The organism is Phaeobacter sp. A36a-5a (assembly GCF_037911135.1).
Taxonomy (GTDB): domain Bacteria; phylum Pseudomonadota; class Alphaproteobacteria; order Rhodobacterales; family Rhodobacteraceae; genus Phaeobacter; species Phaeobacter bryozoorum.
In genome coordinates this window covers 1,660,710-1,678,074 of record NZ_JBBLYU010000001.1, presented here as the reverse complement: position 1 = coordinate 1,678,074, position 17,365 = coordinate 1,660,710, and the positions used below count along the sequence as shown (strand labels likewise).

Below are 17,365 nucleotides of genomic sequence, written 5' to 3'. Positions count from 1 at the left end.
AAACACAGTAAACTAATGCAAAATCCGCAGCTAAAATTGCCGATCTTGCATGTTATGACATTTTCGACCTAATCTGCCGCCATGCAGCTGGACTGGATCGACGACATACTTGCGGTGATTGACACTGGCTCTCTGGCGCGCGCGGCAGAGCAGCGCCTGCTGACCCAGCCCGCCTTCACCCGGCGGGTGCGCGGCATCGAGACCCGCCTTGGCGCCCAACTGTTCGACCGCTCCCGCAAGCCGGTGACAATCCTGCCCGGCGTCATGGCGATGGAGCCTGAACTGCGCGAGCTCAGCGCCCGCCTGCGCCGCCTGGAGCACGACCTGAAGGTCTCAGCCGAGAGCGGCGGCCGCGGCGTTGCCTTTGCCTGCCAGCACGCGATCACGGCAACCATATCCCCCTGGATCGTGAAACTGCTGACCGCCGCGCAGGACCAGCCGGTGCGGGTGCGCTCCGGCAACCGCGATGCCTGCCTGATGCAGCTGCTGTCTGGCGATGCCGACTTCGCCGTCGCATATGACTGGATCGGCGGCGGAAACCTTGCGCTGCCCGAGGCCTTCGGCACCCGGGCATTGGGCACCGACCATCTGGTGCCGGTTGCCGCGCCCGCCCTTATGGCCGCGATGGAGCAAACCGAAATCCCCGCGATCACCTACCCGTCCGATGTATTTCTTGGCCGGGTGGCAAGCCAGGCAATTCACCCCCGGCTGCCGGACGGCACCGTGCTGCTGCCCAAGGCCGAAACCGCGCTGACGCTGGCGGCTTGCGAATATGCGCTGGACGGGATCGGCGTTGCCTGGCTGCCGCTGAGCCTGGTCAAGCCGCATCTTGACGCCGCCCGCCTGCAGCAGGTGCCCAGCCTGCCCGCGGAAGAGCTGAACGTGGTGATGATCCGCCTCGCCGGGCGCGGCAGCCGTCAGCAGGAAGCGGTCTGGCGCCTGCTGGGCGATTCGGCGGATTGCCCTGGCCTGTCATAACGCATCCCAAACCTGCAGCCCGGTCTTGTCCAGGCGTTCAAGCGAGCAGAACAGCGACAGGGTCAGCTGCGCCTGCCAGACAGGGCCGCCAACCTGAACCACACGGCCTGCAGCCAGTTCCGCCGCCACCACGCTTTCGGGCAGCCAGGCGATGCCGCTGCCGGACAGCATCCGGCGTTTGATGGCTTCGGTCAGCGCATCCATATAGCGCAGCGACAACGGAGGCGTGCGGCTGCCGATGGTCTGGTCAACCACCGATCCCAGGAAACTGCTTGGATCATAACCGAGATAGGGAAACGGCCCGCGCCCGCCCCGGTCCAGATCCCACCCCCCAGCCCTGGCCGCGGCGGCCTCTGCCACCGGCAGCATCAGCTCGGTGCCGATGTCCTTGCGCGCGAATTGCGCCTCATCGAACACCGGCTGCACGTCCTTGTGCCGGTAATACAGCAGGAAATCGCAGGTGCCGTCCGAGAGCAGCTGGCAGCAGGTGCGCAGGTTGTCGGAATAGATCCGCACCCGCAGGTTCGGAATGCTGTCTTCCAGTTCGGCTATCCGCAGCGACAGGTAGTTGACCGAGATCGTATGCAGCACCGCGACGCGCTGAAACGCGGTGCTGCCCTGCTCCTGCGCCCGCAGGGTCTGACGGATGTCGGTGAGGTTCGCAATCAGCTCCAGCGCTACCGGCAGAAACTGCTGGCCCGCCTCAGACAGCTGCACCGGGTAGCTGGAGCGTTTTATCAGCGGCACCCCCATCCAGATCTCCAGCGACTTGATCCGCCGGCTGAAGGCCGACTGGGTGATATTCCGCTCTTCCGCGGAGCGGGTGAAATTCAGCGTCCGCGCCAGGCAGGTAAAGTCCCGCAGCCAGTTGATATCCAATTGCCCCTCCAGCCCAGCAGCAAGATACTGGAAACAAACATCTATGCGCTTTTCGAATAGTTTAATGTTTTTTTTGAGTTGGCCAACCCCGCACGGCAGCACCTAGCCTTCCCTACAGGCATCCCGGGCCTCAGGCCAAAATCACCAAAAGGGGGAGCCACGGGTCCGGCGTCCTTGAGAGCCGCCATGAAGCCCGAGTTTCAAGGGAGGAACGAATGATCAGAACGACAACATCCGCAGTTGCCCTGGCGGCTGCCCTGGCCGCAGGCGCGGCCTCCGCCGAGACCACGCTGCGCCTCAGCACCTATGTGAACGAATCCGACATCCGCTATCAGGGCTTCACCCATTTCGCGGACCTCGTCGCGGAAAAAACCGGCGGCTCCGTCAAGGTTGAGGTGTTCCCTTCGGCCACGCTGCACGGCTGGTCCGAGGGCGTCGATTCCGTTCAGGGCGGCGTCTCCGACATCAGCTGGATCAACGCCGACAACCGCCTGCCCTGCTACGCGGTCACGTCGCTGTATCCGGCCGAGGTCAGCCTGGAAGACCAGACCGGCCTCGATGCCGCCTATGCTGAGCTGATCCGCGATGAGGCCGCAAACGCCGGTCTGGTGCCGCTGTTCAACTCGAACTATTCCTACGATCAGGAATGGTGGTTCGAGGAGCCGATCAGCGACATCGGCAACCTGAACGGCAAGCTGGTGCGCTCCATCGGGCCGCTGGTCAGCATGATGATCGAGACCTGGGGCGGCGAGCCGGTGTTCGTGGCGCCCAAGGAAGTGTTCCAGTCAGCCGAACGCGGTGTCGTGGACGGCATCAACATGGGGGTTGCTACCTACAGCTCCTGGAAGCTGTGGACCGTGATGCCCTATATGGTCAACGCCAACCTGTTCTATGGCAACATCCAGTACATGATGAACAAGAACAAGTTCGACGCTCTGACCGCGGATGAGCAGGCGGCGCTGACGGCCGCGGCGGCCGAGACCGAGGAATGGCTGCAGCCGCGCTATGAGGCATGGGTCGACCAGCAGGTCGGCAATGCGGTGATGCAGGGCGGCGGTGCGGCAGTGTCCATTTCCGATGACCAGCGCGAAGCCCTGATCGCCAGCGTCAAACCCAAATGGGATGAAACGGTGAACGAGGCCTGCGGCGCGGAAATGGCCGACAGCATCCGCTCCCTGCTGGCAAGCCACGCGCCCTAAGGCTCCCCCCCGGCCCGGCGGTGCGGCACCTTGCCCGCCGCCGGGAACTGAACACCTCCAACAAGGAGCCCTGTCATGGATGACGGTCTAGACCGCCTGATCCGGGCCGTGGAACGCGCAGTCGTCTGGCTGGCCGGAGCGGGCGCCGCTGTGGTTCTGGTTCAGATGCTGTGGATCTCCTACGGTGTCTTTGTGCGCTACGGCCTGGGAAAACCCGACCGGATGGTGACCGAAGCCACAGCCCTGCTGCTGTTTCCGGTCGCCTTTGCCGGCCTCGCCTATGCCCTGCGCGAAGACGCCTTTCCCAAGGTCACGATGATCACGGAGCTGCTCCGCCCCAGCGCCCGGCGGCTGCTGGATATCGTGAACCATATCCTGATGCTGGGGGTCGGCAGTTTCTTTGCCTATGCCGGGGTCAGCGCCACGATCCGCTCCTTCAACTCCGGCGTTGCCTCCGAAATCCTGCACTGGCCCCGCTATGCGTTCTGGGCCCCCGGCGCCACCGCGCTGGTGCTGTTCTCACTTTATGCCGCATTGCGCCTGATCCGCCTGATCCGCACTCCGGCCCCGTCGGGAGACCTCTAATGGAATGGTATACTGTCGGCCTTGGCCTGCTGGGCCTGCTGATGATGTTCATCACCATCGGCCTGCCCATCCCCTTTGCCCTGGCGGCGGCCTCGCTGCCGTTCCTCTGGCAGATCCAGGGCTGGGAAACCTCCATCGTCTCGTCTGAGCTGAAGCTCTGGGGCGTCTGGATCGACTACATCCTGCTGGCAGTGCCGCTGTTTGTCTTCCTGGGTGAACTGATCGGACGCTCCAGCATCGGACCTAACCTCTACCAGTTCCTGCATCAGGGTGTCCGGATCAAGGGCTCTGCCGCCTATGGCTCCATCGGGGCCAGCGCCGGTTTCGGGGCGGTCTGCGGCTCCTCGATGGTGGGGGCGCTCACAATCGGCGGCGTCGCCCTGCCGGAAATGCTGCGGCTGGGTTACGGCAAGCGCCTGTCCAGCGGGGTGCTGGCGGCAGGCGGCACACTGTCGGTGCTGATCCCGCCCAGCCTGATCCTGCTCTTTTATGGCATCGTGACAGACCAAAGCATCGGTGATTTGTTCATCGCAGGCGTCATCCCCGGACTGATCCTGGTCTCCAGCTTTGTGGTGGTGGTGCTGATCTGGGGCATGATGAAGCCCGAGGACATCCCCGGCAGCGAGGACGCCGCGAAGATGCCGCTGAAGATGATCCTCAGCACCATCGGCCCCGTCATTCTGATTGGATTGGTGATCACTGTCGCGATCTACGCAGGAATTGCCACCCCGACCGAGGCCGCGGCCGTTGCCGCGCTCCTGACCGTGGTGCTGGCCTTCTCGGTCGGCGACCTCAACTGGCAGGGCTTCAAGGGCGCCATCTTTGCCACCATGCGCACCATGGGCTACCTTGGGCTGCTGTTGTCGGCCGGGGTGCTGTTCGGCTTCGTGCTGACCTACTACCGGGTGCCGCAACAGTTCACCGATCTGTTCCTGTCGTTTGAGCTGTCGCCCTACACGGTCCTGGCCATCGTGCTGGTGTTCTACATCGTGCTTGGCATGTTCCTGGAACCGGTATCGATGACCTTCATCACGCTGCCGACCATCTACCCGCTGATGGATGCAGCCGGGTTCGATCTGATCTGGTTCGGCGTTGTTTACACCATCACCATGGAAATCGCGGTGCTGACGCCGCCAGTGGGACTGAACCTTTATGTGATCCAGGCCATTGGCCGCGAACAGGTGAGCATTGGCGACGTGATCATGGGCTGCCTGCCCTTCATCGCCGCCATGATCCTGCTCATCTCCATTCTCATCCTGTCGCCCGAAGTGGCGCTGTGGCTGCCGGAGCAGATGCGCTGATGCCAAACCTTCCCTATCTGCGTTCCGGCTCCGGTCCGGTTTTGGTGCTGGTGCATGGCTACCTGGGCGGCGCCGCCCAATGGCAAAGCGAAATCGATGCCTTCGGCGGCGGCTACGATGTCATCGCGCCCAACCTTCCGGGCTTTGGCACCGCCGCAGGCCTGCCGGGATGCAGCACCATCGCAGCAATGGCAGAGGCAGTGCTTGACCTGCTCGACAGCCTGAACGTTCCGGAGTTCATCCTCATGGGCCATTCCATGGGCGGCATGATTGCCCAGGAGATGGCCGCCACCCGGCCCGCGGCGGTGCAGAAGCTGATCCTCTACGGAACCGGCCCGCTGGGCCTGATGCCGGACCGGTTCGAACCCATCACGGTATCGCGTGAAAGGCTGCTGTCTGACGGTGTGGCAAAGACCATCGCGCGCATCGGGGCAACCTGGTTCAAGGCCGGGGACACCGCGCGCGGCTACCCGCTGCTGACGCAAATCGGCGCTCAGGCCAGCCCGCAGGCCGCCTTGGCCGCTCTGCAAGCGATGGCCGAATGGGACGGACGGCAGGCGCTGCCGCGGCTGACCATGCCGACGCTGGTTGTCTGGGGCGATTCCGACCGCTCTTACCGTTGGCCCCAGGTTGAATCGCTGTGGACCAACCTGCCCAACGTGCGCCTATCGGTGGTGCCCGGTGCCGCCCATGCGGTTCATCTGGAAAAACCGGCTCTGTTCCAGTCCCTGATCCGTGACTTCCTGCAGGAAGGCTGCGGTGCCAACGAGTAACTATCGGATTTGCAGCGGCACTTGCTGTTCAGGGAGCACCCCGTTCTGTCTCTCCGCTTTCCGCAAGAGCAAAAGCTGGCAAAGGTCTGTTTAGTCCCGCTCCTAGTGAATTGACCGTTCCTGCCTCGCTGAACGCCGCACAAATGGCCGGTTTCATCGCCGCGTCACAGCGCTAGATTTCAAGCGCATGCAGCATTTCTTCAACTGAGAGCGCGCGCAAACACAACCCACAATGACCGGGTAGGGCTCTCTGCTGCCCAATGCGTCTGCGGCGTTCCCCGAAGAAGCGGCAAGCTGACAACAGCCATTCAAACCACCTGTAAACTGGGGCGTCAGCGCTGTGCTGATGTCTGGGTTTGGCGGGAGGATTGGAGGGCGTACAATGCCAAGAGTCCAACTTCCCGCTGTCACCCCGAAACGAAGAGCCTGGAACAAGGGCCGGATCATCGGCCAGAAACGGCCGCTATTGCCGAAACAGGTCTAGGCGATCCGCGCGCGGCTCGAACTGGCGGGCAACCTGCGCGATCTTGCGCTGTTCAACGTGGCAATTGATAGCAAGCTTCGCGGATGCGATCTGGTGAAACTGGCTGTCGCCGACCTGGTGAGGGATGATCGCGTTCGCGAACGGGTGTCTGTGGTCCAGAGCAAAACCAAGCGGCCCGTTCAGTTTGAACTCTCTGAAAACACGCGGAATACCATTGCCGCATGGATCAAGTCGCCAGAGATGCTCGGTTGCCGGTTTATGTTTCCCAGCAGGTTTCATGACCGCCCGCATATCTCGACACGCCAATATGGCCGGCTTGTGAGGGATTGGGTGGCCGCGATTGGGCTGGAGCCCAGCGGATACGGCACCCATTCGCTGCGCCGGACCAAAGCAGCGGAAATCTACCGCAAAACCGGGAATCTCCGGGCGGTTCAACTCCTGCTAGGACACACAAAGGTGGACGGCACTGTCAGATACCTTGGCGTCGAACTTGAAGATGCGCTGAGCATTGCCGAGCAAATCGACATTTGAACCACGTAGGCGGACGGCACTTGCCGTTCGCCAACCCTGAGCGCACCTACGTTCGGGTCGCAGCGGTGGGTCGGATCGAGCCCTTTCCGGAAGCGCTGAAATTCTGCTGCGGGCGCGAAAAGTACGTGAAACCGCTCCGCCGACGATCAATTCATGCTGCGTTGCAACGGCAGATTTGGTCATTCCGAAAAGCCCGGGAAGGAATCGACGACCAACGGCCGTTCGTCGAAGATATTCCTCTTCCACTGGCAACCCGCGTTAACCAGCCGAGGAGGACGGTTTTACGGTCAATACACCCCCAAAAAGAAAAAGCGGCCGCCCCTTCCGGTGCGGCCGCAGTGATGTGCGTTTTTGATTACGCCCGCGAAACGTCAGGAGTTTTCAGCACATGGGGAGTGTCGTACGCCTCAAGGTCAATTTGATCTTCGGACTTCGCAATGAGCACGGTGCAGGCTGCGTCTCCGGTGACATTGAGCGACGTGCGTGCCATGTCGAGAATACGATCGATGCCTGCAATGATGGCAACACCTTCCAAAGGCAGGCCGACAGAGGTCAGAACCAGCGACAGCATGACCAGCCCGGCCCCAGGAACACCGGCGGTACCGATGGAGGCCAGCGTCGACGTCAGAATGATTGTGACATATTCCGACATGCCCAGTTCTATACCAAAGGCCTGTGCAACAAAGAGAGCGGCAACGCCCTGGTACATGGCGGTTCCGTCCATGTTGATAGTTGCGCCGAGCGGCAGGGTAAAGCTTGCAACCGACCGGTTAACGCCAAGGTTCTGCTGTACGGCGGTCATTGTGACGGGCAGAGTGCCTGAGGAGGACGTGCTGGTGAAAGCCACGATCTGCGGTTCAATGATGCCTTGGAAGAAGCGAACCGGACTTAGGCGGGCGAAGACCGAAACGAGCCCGCCATAGACAAACAGCGCATGCAGGATGCAGCCGATATAGAGTGCGGCAATCACCGTCCCCAACGGAAGCAGAAGATCAAGCCCGTAGGTTCCGGCGACCCAAGCCATCAGTGCAAACACGCCGTAGGGGGCGAAACTGATCACTATCTCTGTCAGCTTGAGCACAACTGAATTCAGCGCTTCAAAGAACTCCCGCACCGGCTTGCCTGCGTCGCCAACCAGGTTGATGGCCAGGCCGAACATGATTGCGAAAAAGATGATCTGAAGAACGTTTCCGTCTGCTGCGGCGGCAACCGGATTCTTCGGGACGATCCCGATGAGCTGCTGAATGAAGGGCGGTGAGGTTTTGGGTTCCATGGCGGCGGCGGCACTCAGGTCAATGCCCGCGCCGGGTTGCATCAGTAACCCCAATGCCAGGCCGATCGTGATCGCAAATGCAGTCGTGCCGAGATAGAACACAATCGCCTTCAGGCCAATACGACCCATGCGCGCCATGTCGCTGACGGATGTCATGCCGCATACGAGCGACACGAAGATCAGCGGGACAATCAGCATTTTAATGAGCGACAGGAACAAGGTTCCGATGTTCTTGATCATGCCGGCAATTGCCTGGTTGCCGGTCGCGTTCAGCAGAACGCCTGTAATCACTCCAAGGACAAGTGCGATTACGATTTGCTTCCACAGAAGCATGTTTCTCCAAGGTGCCAAAAACCCTATTTTTTGACTGGTATTCGCCATGAGGACCTCCCTTTCCAAGGCAGCCAACCGGATCGGGCTGCCAACAGTCGCAGCATGGTACCAGTTCGATGACAGTCAGCGTCGCGCAAACATGGCAAGGGCGTTGCAAACTTTGCAACGCCCTTTCAGCTCCCAAGGAGAAACCGCTTTCAGCTATGGGCAGGACCTTAGGCCTTTGCCAGTTGCACGCATTTACGGGCCAGCACATCGGTTGGATCAACGGCCAGCGCCCCCAGTTCGCCGGCGCCTGCCGTCACAAGGATAGGGAGTTCCGTGCAGCCGAGAATGACAGCCTCGGCGCCGCGCCCAACCAAATGGGAAAAAGCCCGGGTAATCAGCTCCTTGCAGAGACCTTCGGTGTACCCAGCCTTGACGCCGGCCGGGCCGTATATGCACTCCATGACCAAGTTTTGATGCTGCTCATCGGGGACGATGTGGCAAAGACCAGCCTCCTCAAGCGCCTGCTGATACAGTCCGCTTCGGATTGTTCCATCGGTGCCGAGAACCCCGACCGTGCGCGTCCCGGGAGAGCTTTCCCTGATGTGGTCAGTGGCCGCTGCCAGAATACTAATGATCGGAATGCCGAGATGGCGCTGGATACGATCGACATAGGCGTGGGCGGTGTTGCAGGGAATGACCAGAATGTCAGCCCCACCGCGTTCCAATTTCTTGCAAGTGGAATAGAGGGCTACTGTCGGATCGGCTCCTGTTCCCACCAGGTTTTCAGTCCTGTCAGGGATTTGCGGATTTTGTTCGACCAATATCTTGATGTGATCCTGATCACGTGCGGCCTCAGTACCCCTAACAAGTTTGGAGAGGAAATCCACGGTTGCGGCAGGCCCGACACCGCCAACAACCCCGACTTTGAATCGGCGGCGGTGGTCTGTTTGCGTCTCCTGTAGCGCGTGCTCTGCATAAATCGCCGCCGTGTCTATGGCTGCCATCCCGTCTGGCAGGTCAAGCTGATCGAGCAGCAGCGGCAACTCAGAAAGCCCGGGCACAAAAACCGTCGCCCCCTGCTCCGACAGGCTGGCAAGGGCTGCGTTGATAGGTTTCAGCACTTCTTCGCTACGGTTTCCGGCTTTGAAACCGTTGTTGCCATAGACCGCTTCCAGAACAACGCATTCCAGCTCCGCAGCGGGATAGACAACCTGTGCATCCACCCCGAACAGGTGCTCGAACAGCCCGTGTTCCCTGACAAAAGGTGTCGCGATGACACCAATTTTCTCTGGCTGCGGATCCAGCCTTGCAACCGCAGCTGAAATCGCCTCCGTCATGCTGACAAGTTTCAGCTCCAGTTCATCCCCCAGTTCCTGCAGGAAACTATGCGTGACAAAACATGGCAGAAGCGCCGCATCACATCCTTCCCGTTCCATGCGGGACAGCGTATCAAATACATAAAGTTTACGGTGTGTGGGTTTGTAGTCAGGTTCCTTGGGGGAGACTGGTTCGCGCAATGGCTTTTGATGGAAAACCAGCTCCCTGTGATCCTCCTCCGACCTGACCGGAGTGTTCTGAACAATTCTGTTCAGCAAGTCGGCCCCGGCAAGGGCGCCTAAGCCGCCGACAATTCCCAGACGCAGAGACTTGTTACTGTTCATTGGGCTTCCTCCCGCATCTTAGCCTGAAGATGTCTCAGGGCCGTCTCGGCCAATTCTTCCGGTAAGGCCGGCATTGCAGCGGATTGCAGGCTCAGCCCGTTTGCCTGCGCATATTTAGCAAGTTTGGTTGCGGCCTCATAACCGATCAGGGGGGCGAGCGCGGTCACATGCACAAGACTATTGCTCAGCAGCATCTGGCATCTTTCTTCATCTGCTGCGATGCCGTCCACGCAACGGGTTCGCAGCACATTCATTGCACTGGTTAGAGAGCCCATCGTTTCCAGCACCTTGTGGATGATAACAGGCTCCATTGCGTTGAGCTGGAACTGGCCTGCTTCGGCGGCCATCGTCACGGTCAGATCGTTTCCGATCGCCTGGTAGCAGACCTGGTTCACCACTTCCGGGATAACCGGATTTACTTTCCCGGGCATGATGGAGGACCCGGCCTGCACTGCAGGCAGAATGATCTCGCCGATTCCTGCGCGCGGGCCAGAGGACATGAGGCGCAAATCGTTGCAAATCTTGGACAGTTTGATGCCAACCCGCTTAAGCGTGCTGGAAAACATCACAAAGGCGCCGAGATCAGAGGAGGCTTCTATCAGGTCCAGGGCCAGTTGTAGTGGTTCGCCCGTGATGTCCCGCAAGTGCGCAACGGCGGTTTCCCCGAAATGTTCGGGCGCATTGATGCCGGTGCCTATCGCCGTGCCTCCAAGGTTCACTTCGGTAAGAAGGCGGGAAAGGTCGCACAACCGATCGGCGTCCTCATTGATCGTTGTTGCAAACCCCCGGAATTCGGCGCCGAGCGGCATGGGTACAGCGTCCTGAAGCTGCGTACGGCCGACCTTCATAATATGCTGAAACTCGGTTGCCTTTTGGCCGAACGAATTGGTCAGCCAGTGCATAGCCTCGATAAGAGGGGGAATCCGGGAGAGGACAGCCAGACGGATTGCTGTGGGATAAACGTCGTTTGTGGATTGTGAGCGGTTCACGTCGTCATTCGGGTGAAGCCGGCTGTAAACGCCAAATTCCACGCCAAGCTTTCTAAGCCCGAGGTTAGCAATGACTTCGTTGGCGTTCATATTGGTCGATGTCCCGGCGCCGCCCTGCATCACATCGACAACAAACTGATCGTGATGCTCCCCGGTAATAATCTCATCGCAGACGGCGGCAATGGCGGCCGCTTTATCAGCAGGCAAAGCGCCCAGATCCCGGTTTGCTAGTGCGCAGGCTTTCTTGACCGAGGCCAGTCCGGCGATCAATTCCGGATAGTGGCTGATAGATACGCCAGTTATTGGGAAGTTTATCAGCGCCCGCTGGGTCTGGCTGCCCCAAGCGGCTGCCAGGGGAACTTCCACAAGGCCGTGGCTGTCGGATTCCATTCTATGTTTGCTCATGATCTGGGGCCTTTCTGCGGTCCGGCTGTACCCGCCTGAAGCGTGGGGCACAGAAACGGGGCTATCGTTGGGCCAAACCTACTGCCGGGCCGTGCCCGCAACTATGACAACCAACGCAAGGGCGTTGCATTTTTTGCAATCAACTCCTAGCATTACTCATTTCTTCAAGCGGAGGAGACAGATGGAGATCGACTGGCTGGAAGATTTTTTGGCACTGTCCGCTGCAGGGGTATTTGCCCGGGCCGCCGATGCGCGCAACATTAGCCAATCCGCTTTCACGCGGCGGATCAAGAATCTGGAGAACTGGACCGGGACACCCCTGTTCGATAGGAGCGTGCATCCGGTCGAGCTCACTGCCGCAGGCAAGGCGTTCAAGCAAACCGCCATCGATACCGTTGCCGCGCTGAAGCAAACCAAAAGCGATATCCGCGGCCTGTCCCGCCGGGAAGCCTCAGTGCTGGACTTCGTTGCGCTACACACCCTGGCAATTTCTTTTTTTCCCACCTGGCTGACAGGTATGTCCAGCCATCTAGGCCCCATCAAGTCCAGGCTGGTCGCGGAAAACTTCTCAGGCTGCGCTGAAGCGATATTGAGCGGCAGTGCAGATTTCATGCTATGCTATTTTCACCCGGCGGTGCCTACTATTTCGGATGAAAACCGGTATCCGTCCTCAACGATCGCAAAAGACCAGATAATAGCCGTCAGCTGTGTTGGCGCCGATGGGCGTGTCAAATACAGCTTGGCCGCAGACAACCCGGTTCCGTTTCTGTCCTATCCGCCCGATACTTTTCTGGGTCGGGTCTCCCAAGTTTGCCTGGAACGGGGTAACCTGGGTGACGCAGTGGAGCCCGTTTACGAAAACTCCGTTGCCGAGGCGCTCAAATCCGCCTGCCTTGCCGGGCTTGGCGTGGCTTTTCTGCCAGAAAGAGCCGCAGAGCGGGAACTGCAAGACGGCACATTGCACAAGATCAGCAGGCCGGAATACGAATTGGCAATTGAAATTAAGCTTTACCGTTCAATCGAACGGTCAAGGGCAGAGCTGGAGCGGTTCTGGATGCTGGCCCAGAACCTCTGAATAACTTGCCGAAACAGCCCAGCAATGTGCTAGCGTGCCGGAACGCCAGCACTTTCTGCTAGCTTCCAGAAGCGCTCAACGGATGGGCGGCTTCTTTCGATCGAGCGGTACAGTTTGATGGACATACTGCGTTCAGAAGCATCGTCGCTGATTCGCACGAGTTTACCGTCATCTAACATCGGCAGTATTGTCATTTTGGGCAGCCAGGCCACTCCCAGTCCTTCCGCACAGGCTGCTTTCTGAGCCTCAGCCACCGAGTTTTCGCTGCGGATTTCCAGTTTTTCTGCCACCCCAGCCCGCTTGATTGAGATTTCGCTTAGCCGTCCAAGAAAGCTCTCTGGGGAATAGGCCAGGAAAGGCAGTTTACCTTGCTGGTCGAAACGGTAGAGCGCGTTGCCGGATTTGTCGGTGCCGGACACGGCTACAAGCCTGTCATCCGCGATCTTGACCGAAGGGTAACGGTCGTCATTGGACATGGTCGCAATGGACGGATGATCATAGCACAGCATGAAATCTGTAGTTCCGGCCATTAGCGTTTCCACGCAGTCAGAGAAATTCTCAACCGCAAACCTGGTGTTGATCGGGCCTATTGCAGCCGAGATTGTTTTTAGCCACGCAGGGGTGAATGAAATGGCAAGTGTATGCAGAGCGGAAATGTTTATTACGTCACCCGCACGCCTTGTAAGCAGTTTCAGGTCTTCACGGGCAAGGCGAAGGGAACACACAGTCTCATAGGCTGTTGCTCGAAAGGCTTCTCCCGCTGGTGTCAGAACCACCGGATGCACGCTTCTGTCAAAAAGGTCCGCTCCCACCCAGTGCTCCAGGTTTCTGATTCTGCGCGTAAATGCAGACTGACTGATATTTCTGGCATAGGCGGCCTTAGCAAAGATTCCCGCCGAGGACAGCGCCAGGAAATCCTCCAGCCAATCAATTTCCATTCCAGTTCTCCCTAGGATGCAATGGAGTGTAGCGGCGAAGGAAGATAGATGGCATTGCAAACTTTGCATGGTGGTTGCAAAGTTCAGTCTGAGGTTTCGCCTTTTTCCCCTTGTGCGGACAAAGGGTACACCTCAAATCGCTTTCTCATTGCTGATGCATGATAGTCGGCTTTTCCAGGAGCAAGCGAGGATGACGGCTGCCGCTGGCGTTTCAAGCTCCAGTCAATCCAGGTCAGCAACTGATTTCCGGAAAAGTGCTCCGCGCGGATTGGACACATGGGTATAAAGAACGATATCCAGTGGCAGACGGCCGTACTCGGGGGAGAGAATGACAGCATCGCCGGAAATGATGTGGTTCTGAATGAGGGAGTGAGGCACCCAAGCGGCGCCGGTTCCTTCGAGAACCATCTGAGAAATCCCCACCGAAAACGCGCTTTCCACCGTCGACCTACCTATCCAAGCACGTTCAGCCTTGTTTTGATGCAGCGAAACAATCTGCCCGAAGAAACTACCGGAAGGATAATCAATGCAGGGAGCATCCGGCGGCAGTATCTGGCCTTCCAAGAGATCATGCCGCAGAGCGCCGCCGACGACGGGAAGCAGGGTGTCCCGCCGCCAGACACAACGGTCAACGGTATCGTCAAAAGGCACCTGCGGCAGTTCGCGGTACTCATAGCTCACAAGAACATCGGCTTCGTGGCGCAAAAACGTTGACATGGCCGATACCTGGTTTTGCGTCCGCAGCCGGATTTGCGGCGTCCGACCGCTGGTGCGGAACTTGCGGAGAATCTCTGGGACAACAGACACTGACAGCGAGTGCTGCGTCGCCAGCACCAGCGGCTCACCAGTGCCTTCCGAGTTCTTCAGGTGCCCATGCAATTGCCGCAGATGTGCCAGCAGAGCCCGGATCTGTGGCTCGCTTTGAAGCAAGGTGGGGGACAGTTCTACCCGGTTGGCCTCGCGGGTCAGCAAGTTTTTGCCAATCCAATGTTCCAAGGCCCGTATGCGCCTGGAAAAGGCCGGTTGTGTTACGTTCCTGCGGGCTGCCGCGGCAGTCAGGCTGCGTTCTTCCAGCAGGATCAGAGCATCTTCTAAAAGGCGTGTGTCCATACTCACCCATACAATTTGTATGAGCAGCCTGCAATATTTGCATTATTCAGCAGTTCCTGCAGCGGGTAGCCTTACAAAAGATACGCAAAAGGGATAAAATGCATGAACAGCGCAGTGACAGATGACACGACTGCAGCGGATGGCAACCTCATTCTGGTAAAGCGCGCACTTGAGAACTTCCCGCGCGTGCGGCTGGGCCATATGCTAACTCCGCTGGAGCCACTGGACAGACTGAGCGAAGAACTGGGCGGGCCGCGCATCTGGGTCAAACGCGACGATTGCACGGGTCTTGCATCGGGCGGCAACAAGACCCGCAAACTTGAATTCCTGATGGCCGAGGCACTGAAACAGGGTGCAGATACGGTAATCACCCAGGGCGCCACCCAATCCAACCATGCCCGCCAGACGGCAGCCGCAGCGGCAAAACTGGGCCTGGACTGCCATATCCTTCTGGAGGACCGCACAGGTTCCAATGAAGAGGCCTATAATTTCAATGGCAATGTGCTTTTGGACCAGCTGCATGGCGCAACCATCTCCAAGCGGGCTGGCGGCGCCGACATGAATACCGAGATGGAGACCCTGGCCCAAGCGCTGCAGGATCAGGGCCGCAAGACATACATCATCCCAGGCGGCGGTTCGAACCGCGTTGGCGCATTGGGCTATGTGAATTGCGCCGCCGAACTGGAGGAGCAGGCCGCGGCGATGGGGCTGAAGATCGGCGCGCTGGTCCATGCCACCGGCAGCTCCGGCACCCAGGCGGGCCTGGTGGCGGGCCTTGCAGGCCTGGCCAGCGATATTCACCTGCTTGGGATCGGCGTGCGCGCGCCGCAGGAGAAACAGGAAAGCATGGTCTTTGATCTGGCCTGCAAGACCATGGATTACCTTGGAATGGGGGTTGAAATCGACCGGGCCACGGTTCGGGCGAATTGCGATTATGTGGGGCCAGGCTACGGGCTGCCGACCGAGGGCATGCGCGAGGCCCTTCTGAAGCTGGCCCGGCTCGAAGGGCTTCTGTTTGATCCGGTCTATTCGGGCAAGGGGCTCGACGGCCTGATCGATCAGGTCCGCAGGGGGTATTTCGACGGCATGGAGAACATCGTTTTCCTGCACACCGGCGGCAGCGCAGCGCTGTTTGGATACCCCGGTATTTTCGGCCTGCCGGGTTATCAAGCCTGACGCAAGCAAAAGACAAATCAACAGGGAGAAAAACATGGAACTACTGAAACCAGCGGCCGCCTTGGCCTTTGCTTTGGCCCTGGCGGCTCCGGCCTCAGCCCAAGACCGCACCGGAACTCTGGCCAAGATCGATGCCTCGGGCGAGATCGTCATCGGGCACCGCGAAAGCTCGGTTCCGTTTGCGTATCTGGATGAAAACCAGAAACCGGTCGGCTATTCGATCGACCTCTGCATGAAGGTGGTTGACGCGGTCTCTGCGGAACTGGGCAAGGAACTGTCGGTCAAATACGTGCCGGTGAACCCGAAGACCCGGATCGCGCTGATGGCCAATGGCACCATCGATCTGGAATGCGGCTCAACAACCAACAACCTGACCCGCCAGGAGCAGGTGGAATACCTGCCCACCACCTTCATCACCGGAACCAAGCTGATGGTGCGCAAGGACTCGGGTATCAGCTCGGTTGCGGACCTGGACGGCAAGGCCGTTGCCCTGGCGCAGGGCACCACCAATGAGCGCGCAGTCAAGGCGGCCATTAAAGAACTGGGCCTGGATGTGAAGGTGCTCCCGGTACGCGACCATGCCGAGGGCATGCTGTCGCTGGAAACCGACCGTGTGGACGTCTATGCCACCGATCACATCCTCCTGTTCGGGCTGATCGCCAAGTCGAAGACTCCAGACGCATTTGCGGTCGTCGGCGATTTCCTTTCCTTCGACCCTTATGCGCTGATGGTGCGCCGCGACGACAGCGCCTTTGAACTGATCGGCAAGAAGGCCCTGGCCGAAGTATTCCGCTCGGGTGAGATCAACGGGATCTATGCCAAGTGGTTCGATCCGCTGGACGTTGCCCAGACTGACCTGCTGAAGGCCGCATTCCAGCTGAACGCGCTGCCCGAGTAACGGTTTGCCGCACATGCCGGCCGGGTCATCGCAATTCGAGGGGCCCGGCGGCTTCATCAGGGTATTGAATCATGAATTACAACTGGAACTGGGGTGTCCTCTTTGAAGAGGAGTACCTGGGCTGGCTGATATCAGGGCTGGGCTGGACCTTTGCGGTCGCGCTTGCAGCCTGGGTGCTGGCTCTGGCCGTGGGCGTGCTTGTCGGCGTCGGTCGCACGCTGCCGTCACGGCCCGTTGCCGCCCTCTGCACCACCTATGTCGAGCTTTTCCGCAACGTGCCGCTTCTGGTGCAGCTGTTCCTGTGGTACTTCGTCATGCCCGAAATCGTCCCCGACGATCTGGGCCGCTGGATGAAGCGGGACATGCCCAACCCTGAGTATGTCACGGCTGTAATCGGCCTGGGTCTCTACACCGCCAGCCGCGTTGCGGAACAGGTCCGCGCCGGGATAAACGCCGTCGGCCCCGGCCTGACCAGCGCCGCCTACGCCAACGGCTTCTCCACCGCGCAGACCTACCGCTATGTGCTGCTGCCGATTTCCTTCCGGCTTATCGTGCCGCCGATGACCTCCGAGTTCCTGACCATCTTCAAGAACTCTTCGCTGGCGCTGACCATCGGCCTGCTGGAACTGACCGCGCAAAGCCAGCAGATCGCCGAATACACCTTTCAGGGGTTTGAGGCCTTTACCGCCGCAACCGTCATCTATGTGGTCATTGCGCTTGGTGCGACCGTGATTGCGCAGACCCTTGAAAAATATACCCGGATCCCGGGTTTCGTCGGAAAGGGCTGAG

The 17,365-nt window shown here is 59.5% G+C and carries 16 protein-coding genes; 10 read left to right on the top strand and 6 right to left on the bottom strand.

What is annotated here, in order from left to right; genetic code table 11:
• The first annotated feature begins 81 nt into the window (after positions 1 to 81).
• On the top strand, positions 82 to 978 hold the full coding sequence (locus tag WLQ66_RS07775; protein WP_340545767.1) for a LysR family transcriptional regulator: 897 nt from the start codon (positions 82 to 84) through the stop codon (positions 976 to 978).
• On the opposite strand, the gene WLQ66_RS07770 is transcribed toward WLQ66_RS07775, so the two are convergent.
• Positions 973 to 1,857, bottom strand: a complete 885-nt coding sequence (locus tag WLQ66_RS07770; RefSeq protein ID WP_340545766.1) for a LysR family transcriptional regulator — start codon at positions 1,855 to 1,857, stop codon at positions 973 to 975. The two genes, WLQ66_RS07775 and WLQ66_RS07770, sit on opposite strands and share 6 nt — an antisense overlap.
• A 215-nt stretch (positions 1,858 to 2,072) precedes the next feature.
• Between WLQ66_RS07770 and dctP the strand changes: the two genes are divergently transcribed.
• The 5 genes from dctP to WLQ66_RS07745 all read left to right on the top strand — a co-directional run bounded on the left by dctP (position 2,073) and on the right by WLQ66_RS07745 (position 6,730).
• On the top strand, positions 2,073 to 3,056 hold the full coding sequence (gene dctP, locus WLQ66_RS07765; protein ID WP_102855929.1) for a TRAP transporter substrate-binding protein DctP: 984 nt from the start codon (positions 2,073 to 2,075) through the stop codon (positions 3,054 to 3,056).
• 75 nt (positions 3,057 to 3,131) lie between these two features.
• Positions 3,132 to 3,641 (top strand): TRAP transporter small permease, encoded by a 510-nt coding sequence (locus WLQ66_RS07760; RefSeq protein ID WP_340545765.1) that lies wholly within the window; start codon positions 3,132 to 3,134, stop codon positions 3,639 to 3,641.
• On the top strand, positions 3,641 to 4,942 hold the full coding sequence (locus WLQ66_RS07755; protein WP_102855931.1) for a TRAP transporter large permease: 1,302 nt from the start codon (positions 3,641 to 3,643) through the stop codon (positions 4,940 to 4,942). Before WLQ66_RS07760 ends, WLQ66_RS07755 begins: the two co-directional genes overlap by 1 nt.
• Positions 4,942 to 5,715 carry an alpha/beta fold hydrolase gene (locus WLQ66_RS07750; RefSeq protein ID WP_340545764.1) on the top strand — a complete coding sequence of 258 codons (774 nt, stop codon included), beginning with the start codon at positions 4,942 to 4,944 and terminating at the stop codon, positions 5,713 to 5,715. The genes WLQ66_RS07755 and WLQ66_RS07750 overlap by 1 nt, the downstream gene beginning before the upstream one ends.
• Before the next feature lie 487 nt (positions 5,716 to 6,202).
• Positions 6,203 to 6,730 (top strand): tyrosine-type recombinase/integrase, encoded by a 528-nt coding sequence (locus WLQ66_RS07745; RefSeq protein WP_340546323.1) that lies wholly within the window; start codon positions 6,203 to 6,205, stop codon positions 6,728 to 6,730.
• Between the two features lie 355 nt (positions 6,731 to 7,085).
• On the opposite strand, the gene WLQ66_RS07740 is transcribed toward WLQ66_RS07745, so the two are convergent.
• The 3 genes from WLQ66_RS07740 to WLQ66_RS07730 form a co-directional block, all read right to left on the bottom strand.
• The gene (locus tag WLQ66_RS07740; RefSeq protein ID WP_340545763.1) at positions 7,086 to 8,384 is read right to left on the bottom strand and encodes a dicarboxylate/amino acid:cation symporter; all 1,299 of its coding nucleotides are present in this window, start codon (positions 8,382 to 8,384) and stop codon (positions 7,086 to 7,088) included.
• 167 nt (positions 8,385 to 8,551) lie between these two features.
• The gene (cuyB, locus tag WLQ66_RS07735; protein ID WP_340545762.1) at positions 8,552 to 9,985 is read right to left on the bottom strand and encodes a cysteate racemase; all 1,434 of its coding nucleotides are present in this window, start codon (positions 9,983 to 9,985) and stop codon (positions 8,552 to 8,554) included.
• A complete protein-coding gene (locus WLQ66_RS07730) occupies positions 9,982 to 11,364 on the bottom strand; it encodes an aspartate ammonia-lyase (RefSeq protein ID WP_340545761.1) in 1,383 nt (460 codons plus the stop codon). The genes cuyB and WLQ66_RS07730 overlap by 4 nt, the downstream gene beginning before the upstream one ends.
• Positions 11,365 to 11,560: 196 nt before the next feature.
• On the opposite strand from WLQ66_RS07730, the gene WLQ66_RS07725 reads away from it, so the two are divergent.
• The gene (locus WLQ66_RS07725) at positions 11,561 to 12,454 is read left to right on the top strand and encodes a LysR family transcriptional regulator (RefSeq protein ID WP_158525095.1); all 894 of its coding nucleotides are present in this window, start codon (positions 11,561 to 11,563) and stop codon (positions 12,452 to 12,454) included.
• A 29-nt stretch (positions 12,455 to 12,483) separates the two neighbouring features.
• On the opposite strand, the gene WLQ66_RS07720 is transcribed toward WLQ66_RS07725, so the two are convergent.
• Both WLQ66_RS07720 and WLQ66_RS07715 read right to left on the bottom strand, forming a co-directional pair.
• A complete protein-coding gene (locus WLQ66_RS07720) occupies positions 12,484 to 13,392 on the bottom strand; it encodes a LysR substrate-binding domain-containing protein (protein WP_158525096.1) in 909 nt (302 codons plus the stop codon).
• Positions 13,393 to 13,614: 222 nt separating this feature from the next.
• Positions 13,615 to 14,502, bottom strand: a complete 888-nt coding sequence (locus WLQ66_RS07715; protein WP_102884511.1) for a LysR family transcriptional regulator — start codon at positions 14,500 to 14,502, stop codon at positions 13,615 to 13,617.
• Positions 14,503 to 14,604: 102 nt separating this feature from the next.
• On the opposite strand from WLQ66_RS07715, the gene cuyA reads away from it, so the two are divergent.
• From cuyA to WLQ66_RS07700, 3 genes are all read left to right on the top strand, one after another.
• On the top strand, positions 14,605 to 15,678 hold the full coding sequence (gene cuyA / locus WLQ66_RS07710) for a D-cysteate sulfo-lyase (RefSeq protein WP_102855939.1): 1,074 nt from the start codon (positions 14,605 to 14,607) through the stop codon (positions 15,676 to 15,678).
• A 34-nt stretch (positions 15,679 to 15,712) separates the two neighbouring features.
• A complete protein-coding gene (locus tag WLQ66_RS07705; RefSeq protein WP_102884510.1) occupies positions 15,713 to 16,576 on the top strand; it encodes an amino acid ABC transporter substrate-binding protein in 864 nt (287 codons plus the stop codon).
• Positions 16,577 to 16,647: 71 nt separating this feature from the next.
• On the top strand, positions 16,648 to 17,364 hold the full coding sequence (locus tag WLQ66_RS07700) for an amino acid ABC transporter permease (protein WP_102855941.1): 717 nt from the start codon (positions 16,648 to 16,650) through the stop codon (positions 17,362 to 17,364).
• Position 17,365: the final 1 nt, after the last annotated feature.

Bases quoted from the DNA above. Each gene is read 5' to 3' on its own strand.
- WLQ66_RS07720 (WP_158525096.1), bottom strand. From the start codon at position 13,392: ATGGAAATTGATTGGCTGGAGGATTTCCTGGCGCTGTCCTCGGCGGGA.
- WLQ66_RS07755 (WP_102855931.1), top strand. From the start codon at position 3,641: ATGGAATGGTATACTGTCGGCCTTGGCCTGCTGGGCCTGCTGATGATG.
- WLQ66_RS07775 (WP_340545767.1), top strand. From the start codon at position 82: ATGCAGCTGGACTGGATCGACGACATACTTGCGGTGATTGACACTGGC.
- WLQ66_RS07715 (WP_102884511.1), bottom strand. From the start codon at position 14,502: ATGGACACACGCCTTTTAGAAGATGCTCTGATCCTGCTGGAAGAACGC.
- dctP (WP_102855929.1), top strand. From the start codon at position 2,073: ATGATCAGAACGACAACATCCGCAGTTGCCCTGGCGGCTGCCCTGGCC.
- WLQ66_RS07725 (WP_158525095.1), top strand. From the start codon at position 11,561: ATGGAGATCGACTGGCTGGAAGATTTTTTGGCACTGTCCGCTGCAGGG.
- WLQ66_RS07750 (WP_340545764.1), top strand. From the start codon at position 4,942: ATGCCAAACCTTCCCTATCTGCGTTCCGGCTCCGGTCCGGTTTTGGTG.
- cuyA (WP_102855939.1), top strand. From the start codon at position 14,605: ATGAACAGCGCAGTGACAGATGACACGACTGCAGCGGATGGCAACCTC.
- WLQ66_RS07705 (WP_102884510.1), top strand. From the start codon at position 15,713: ATGGAACTACTGAAACCAGCGGCCGCCTTGGCCTTTGCTTTGGCCCTG.
- cuyB (WP_340545762.1), bottom strand. From the start codon at position 9,985: ATGAACAGTAACAAGTCTCTGCGTCTGGGAATTGTCGGCGGCTTAGGC.
- WLQ66_RS07760 (WP_340545765.1), top strand. From the start codon at position 3,132: ATGGATGACGGTCTAGACCGCCTGATCCGGGCCGTGGAACGCGCAGTC.
- WLQ66_RS07740 (WP_340545763.1), bottom strand. From the start codon at position 8,384: ATGGCGAATACCAGTCAAAAAATAGGGTTTTTGGCACCTTGGAGAAAC.
- WLQ66_RS07730 (WP_340545761.1), bottom strand. From the start codon at position 11,364: ATGGAATCCGACAGCCACGGCCTTGTGGAAGTTCCCCTGGCAGCCGCT.
- WLQ66_RS07700 (WP_102855941.1), top strand. From the start codon at position 16,648: ATGAATTACAACTGGAACTGGGGTGTCCTCTTTGAAGAGGAGTACCTG.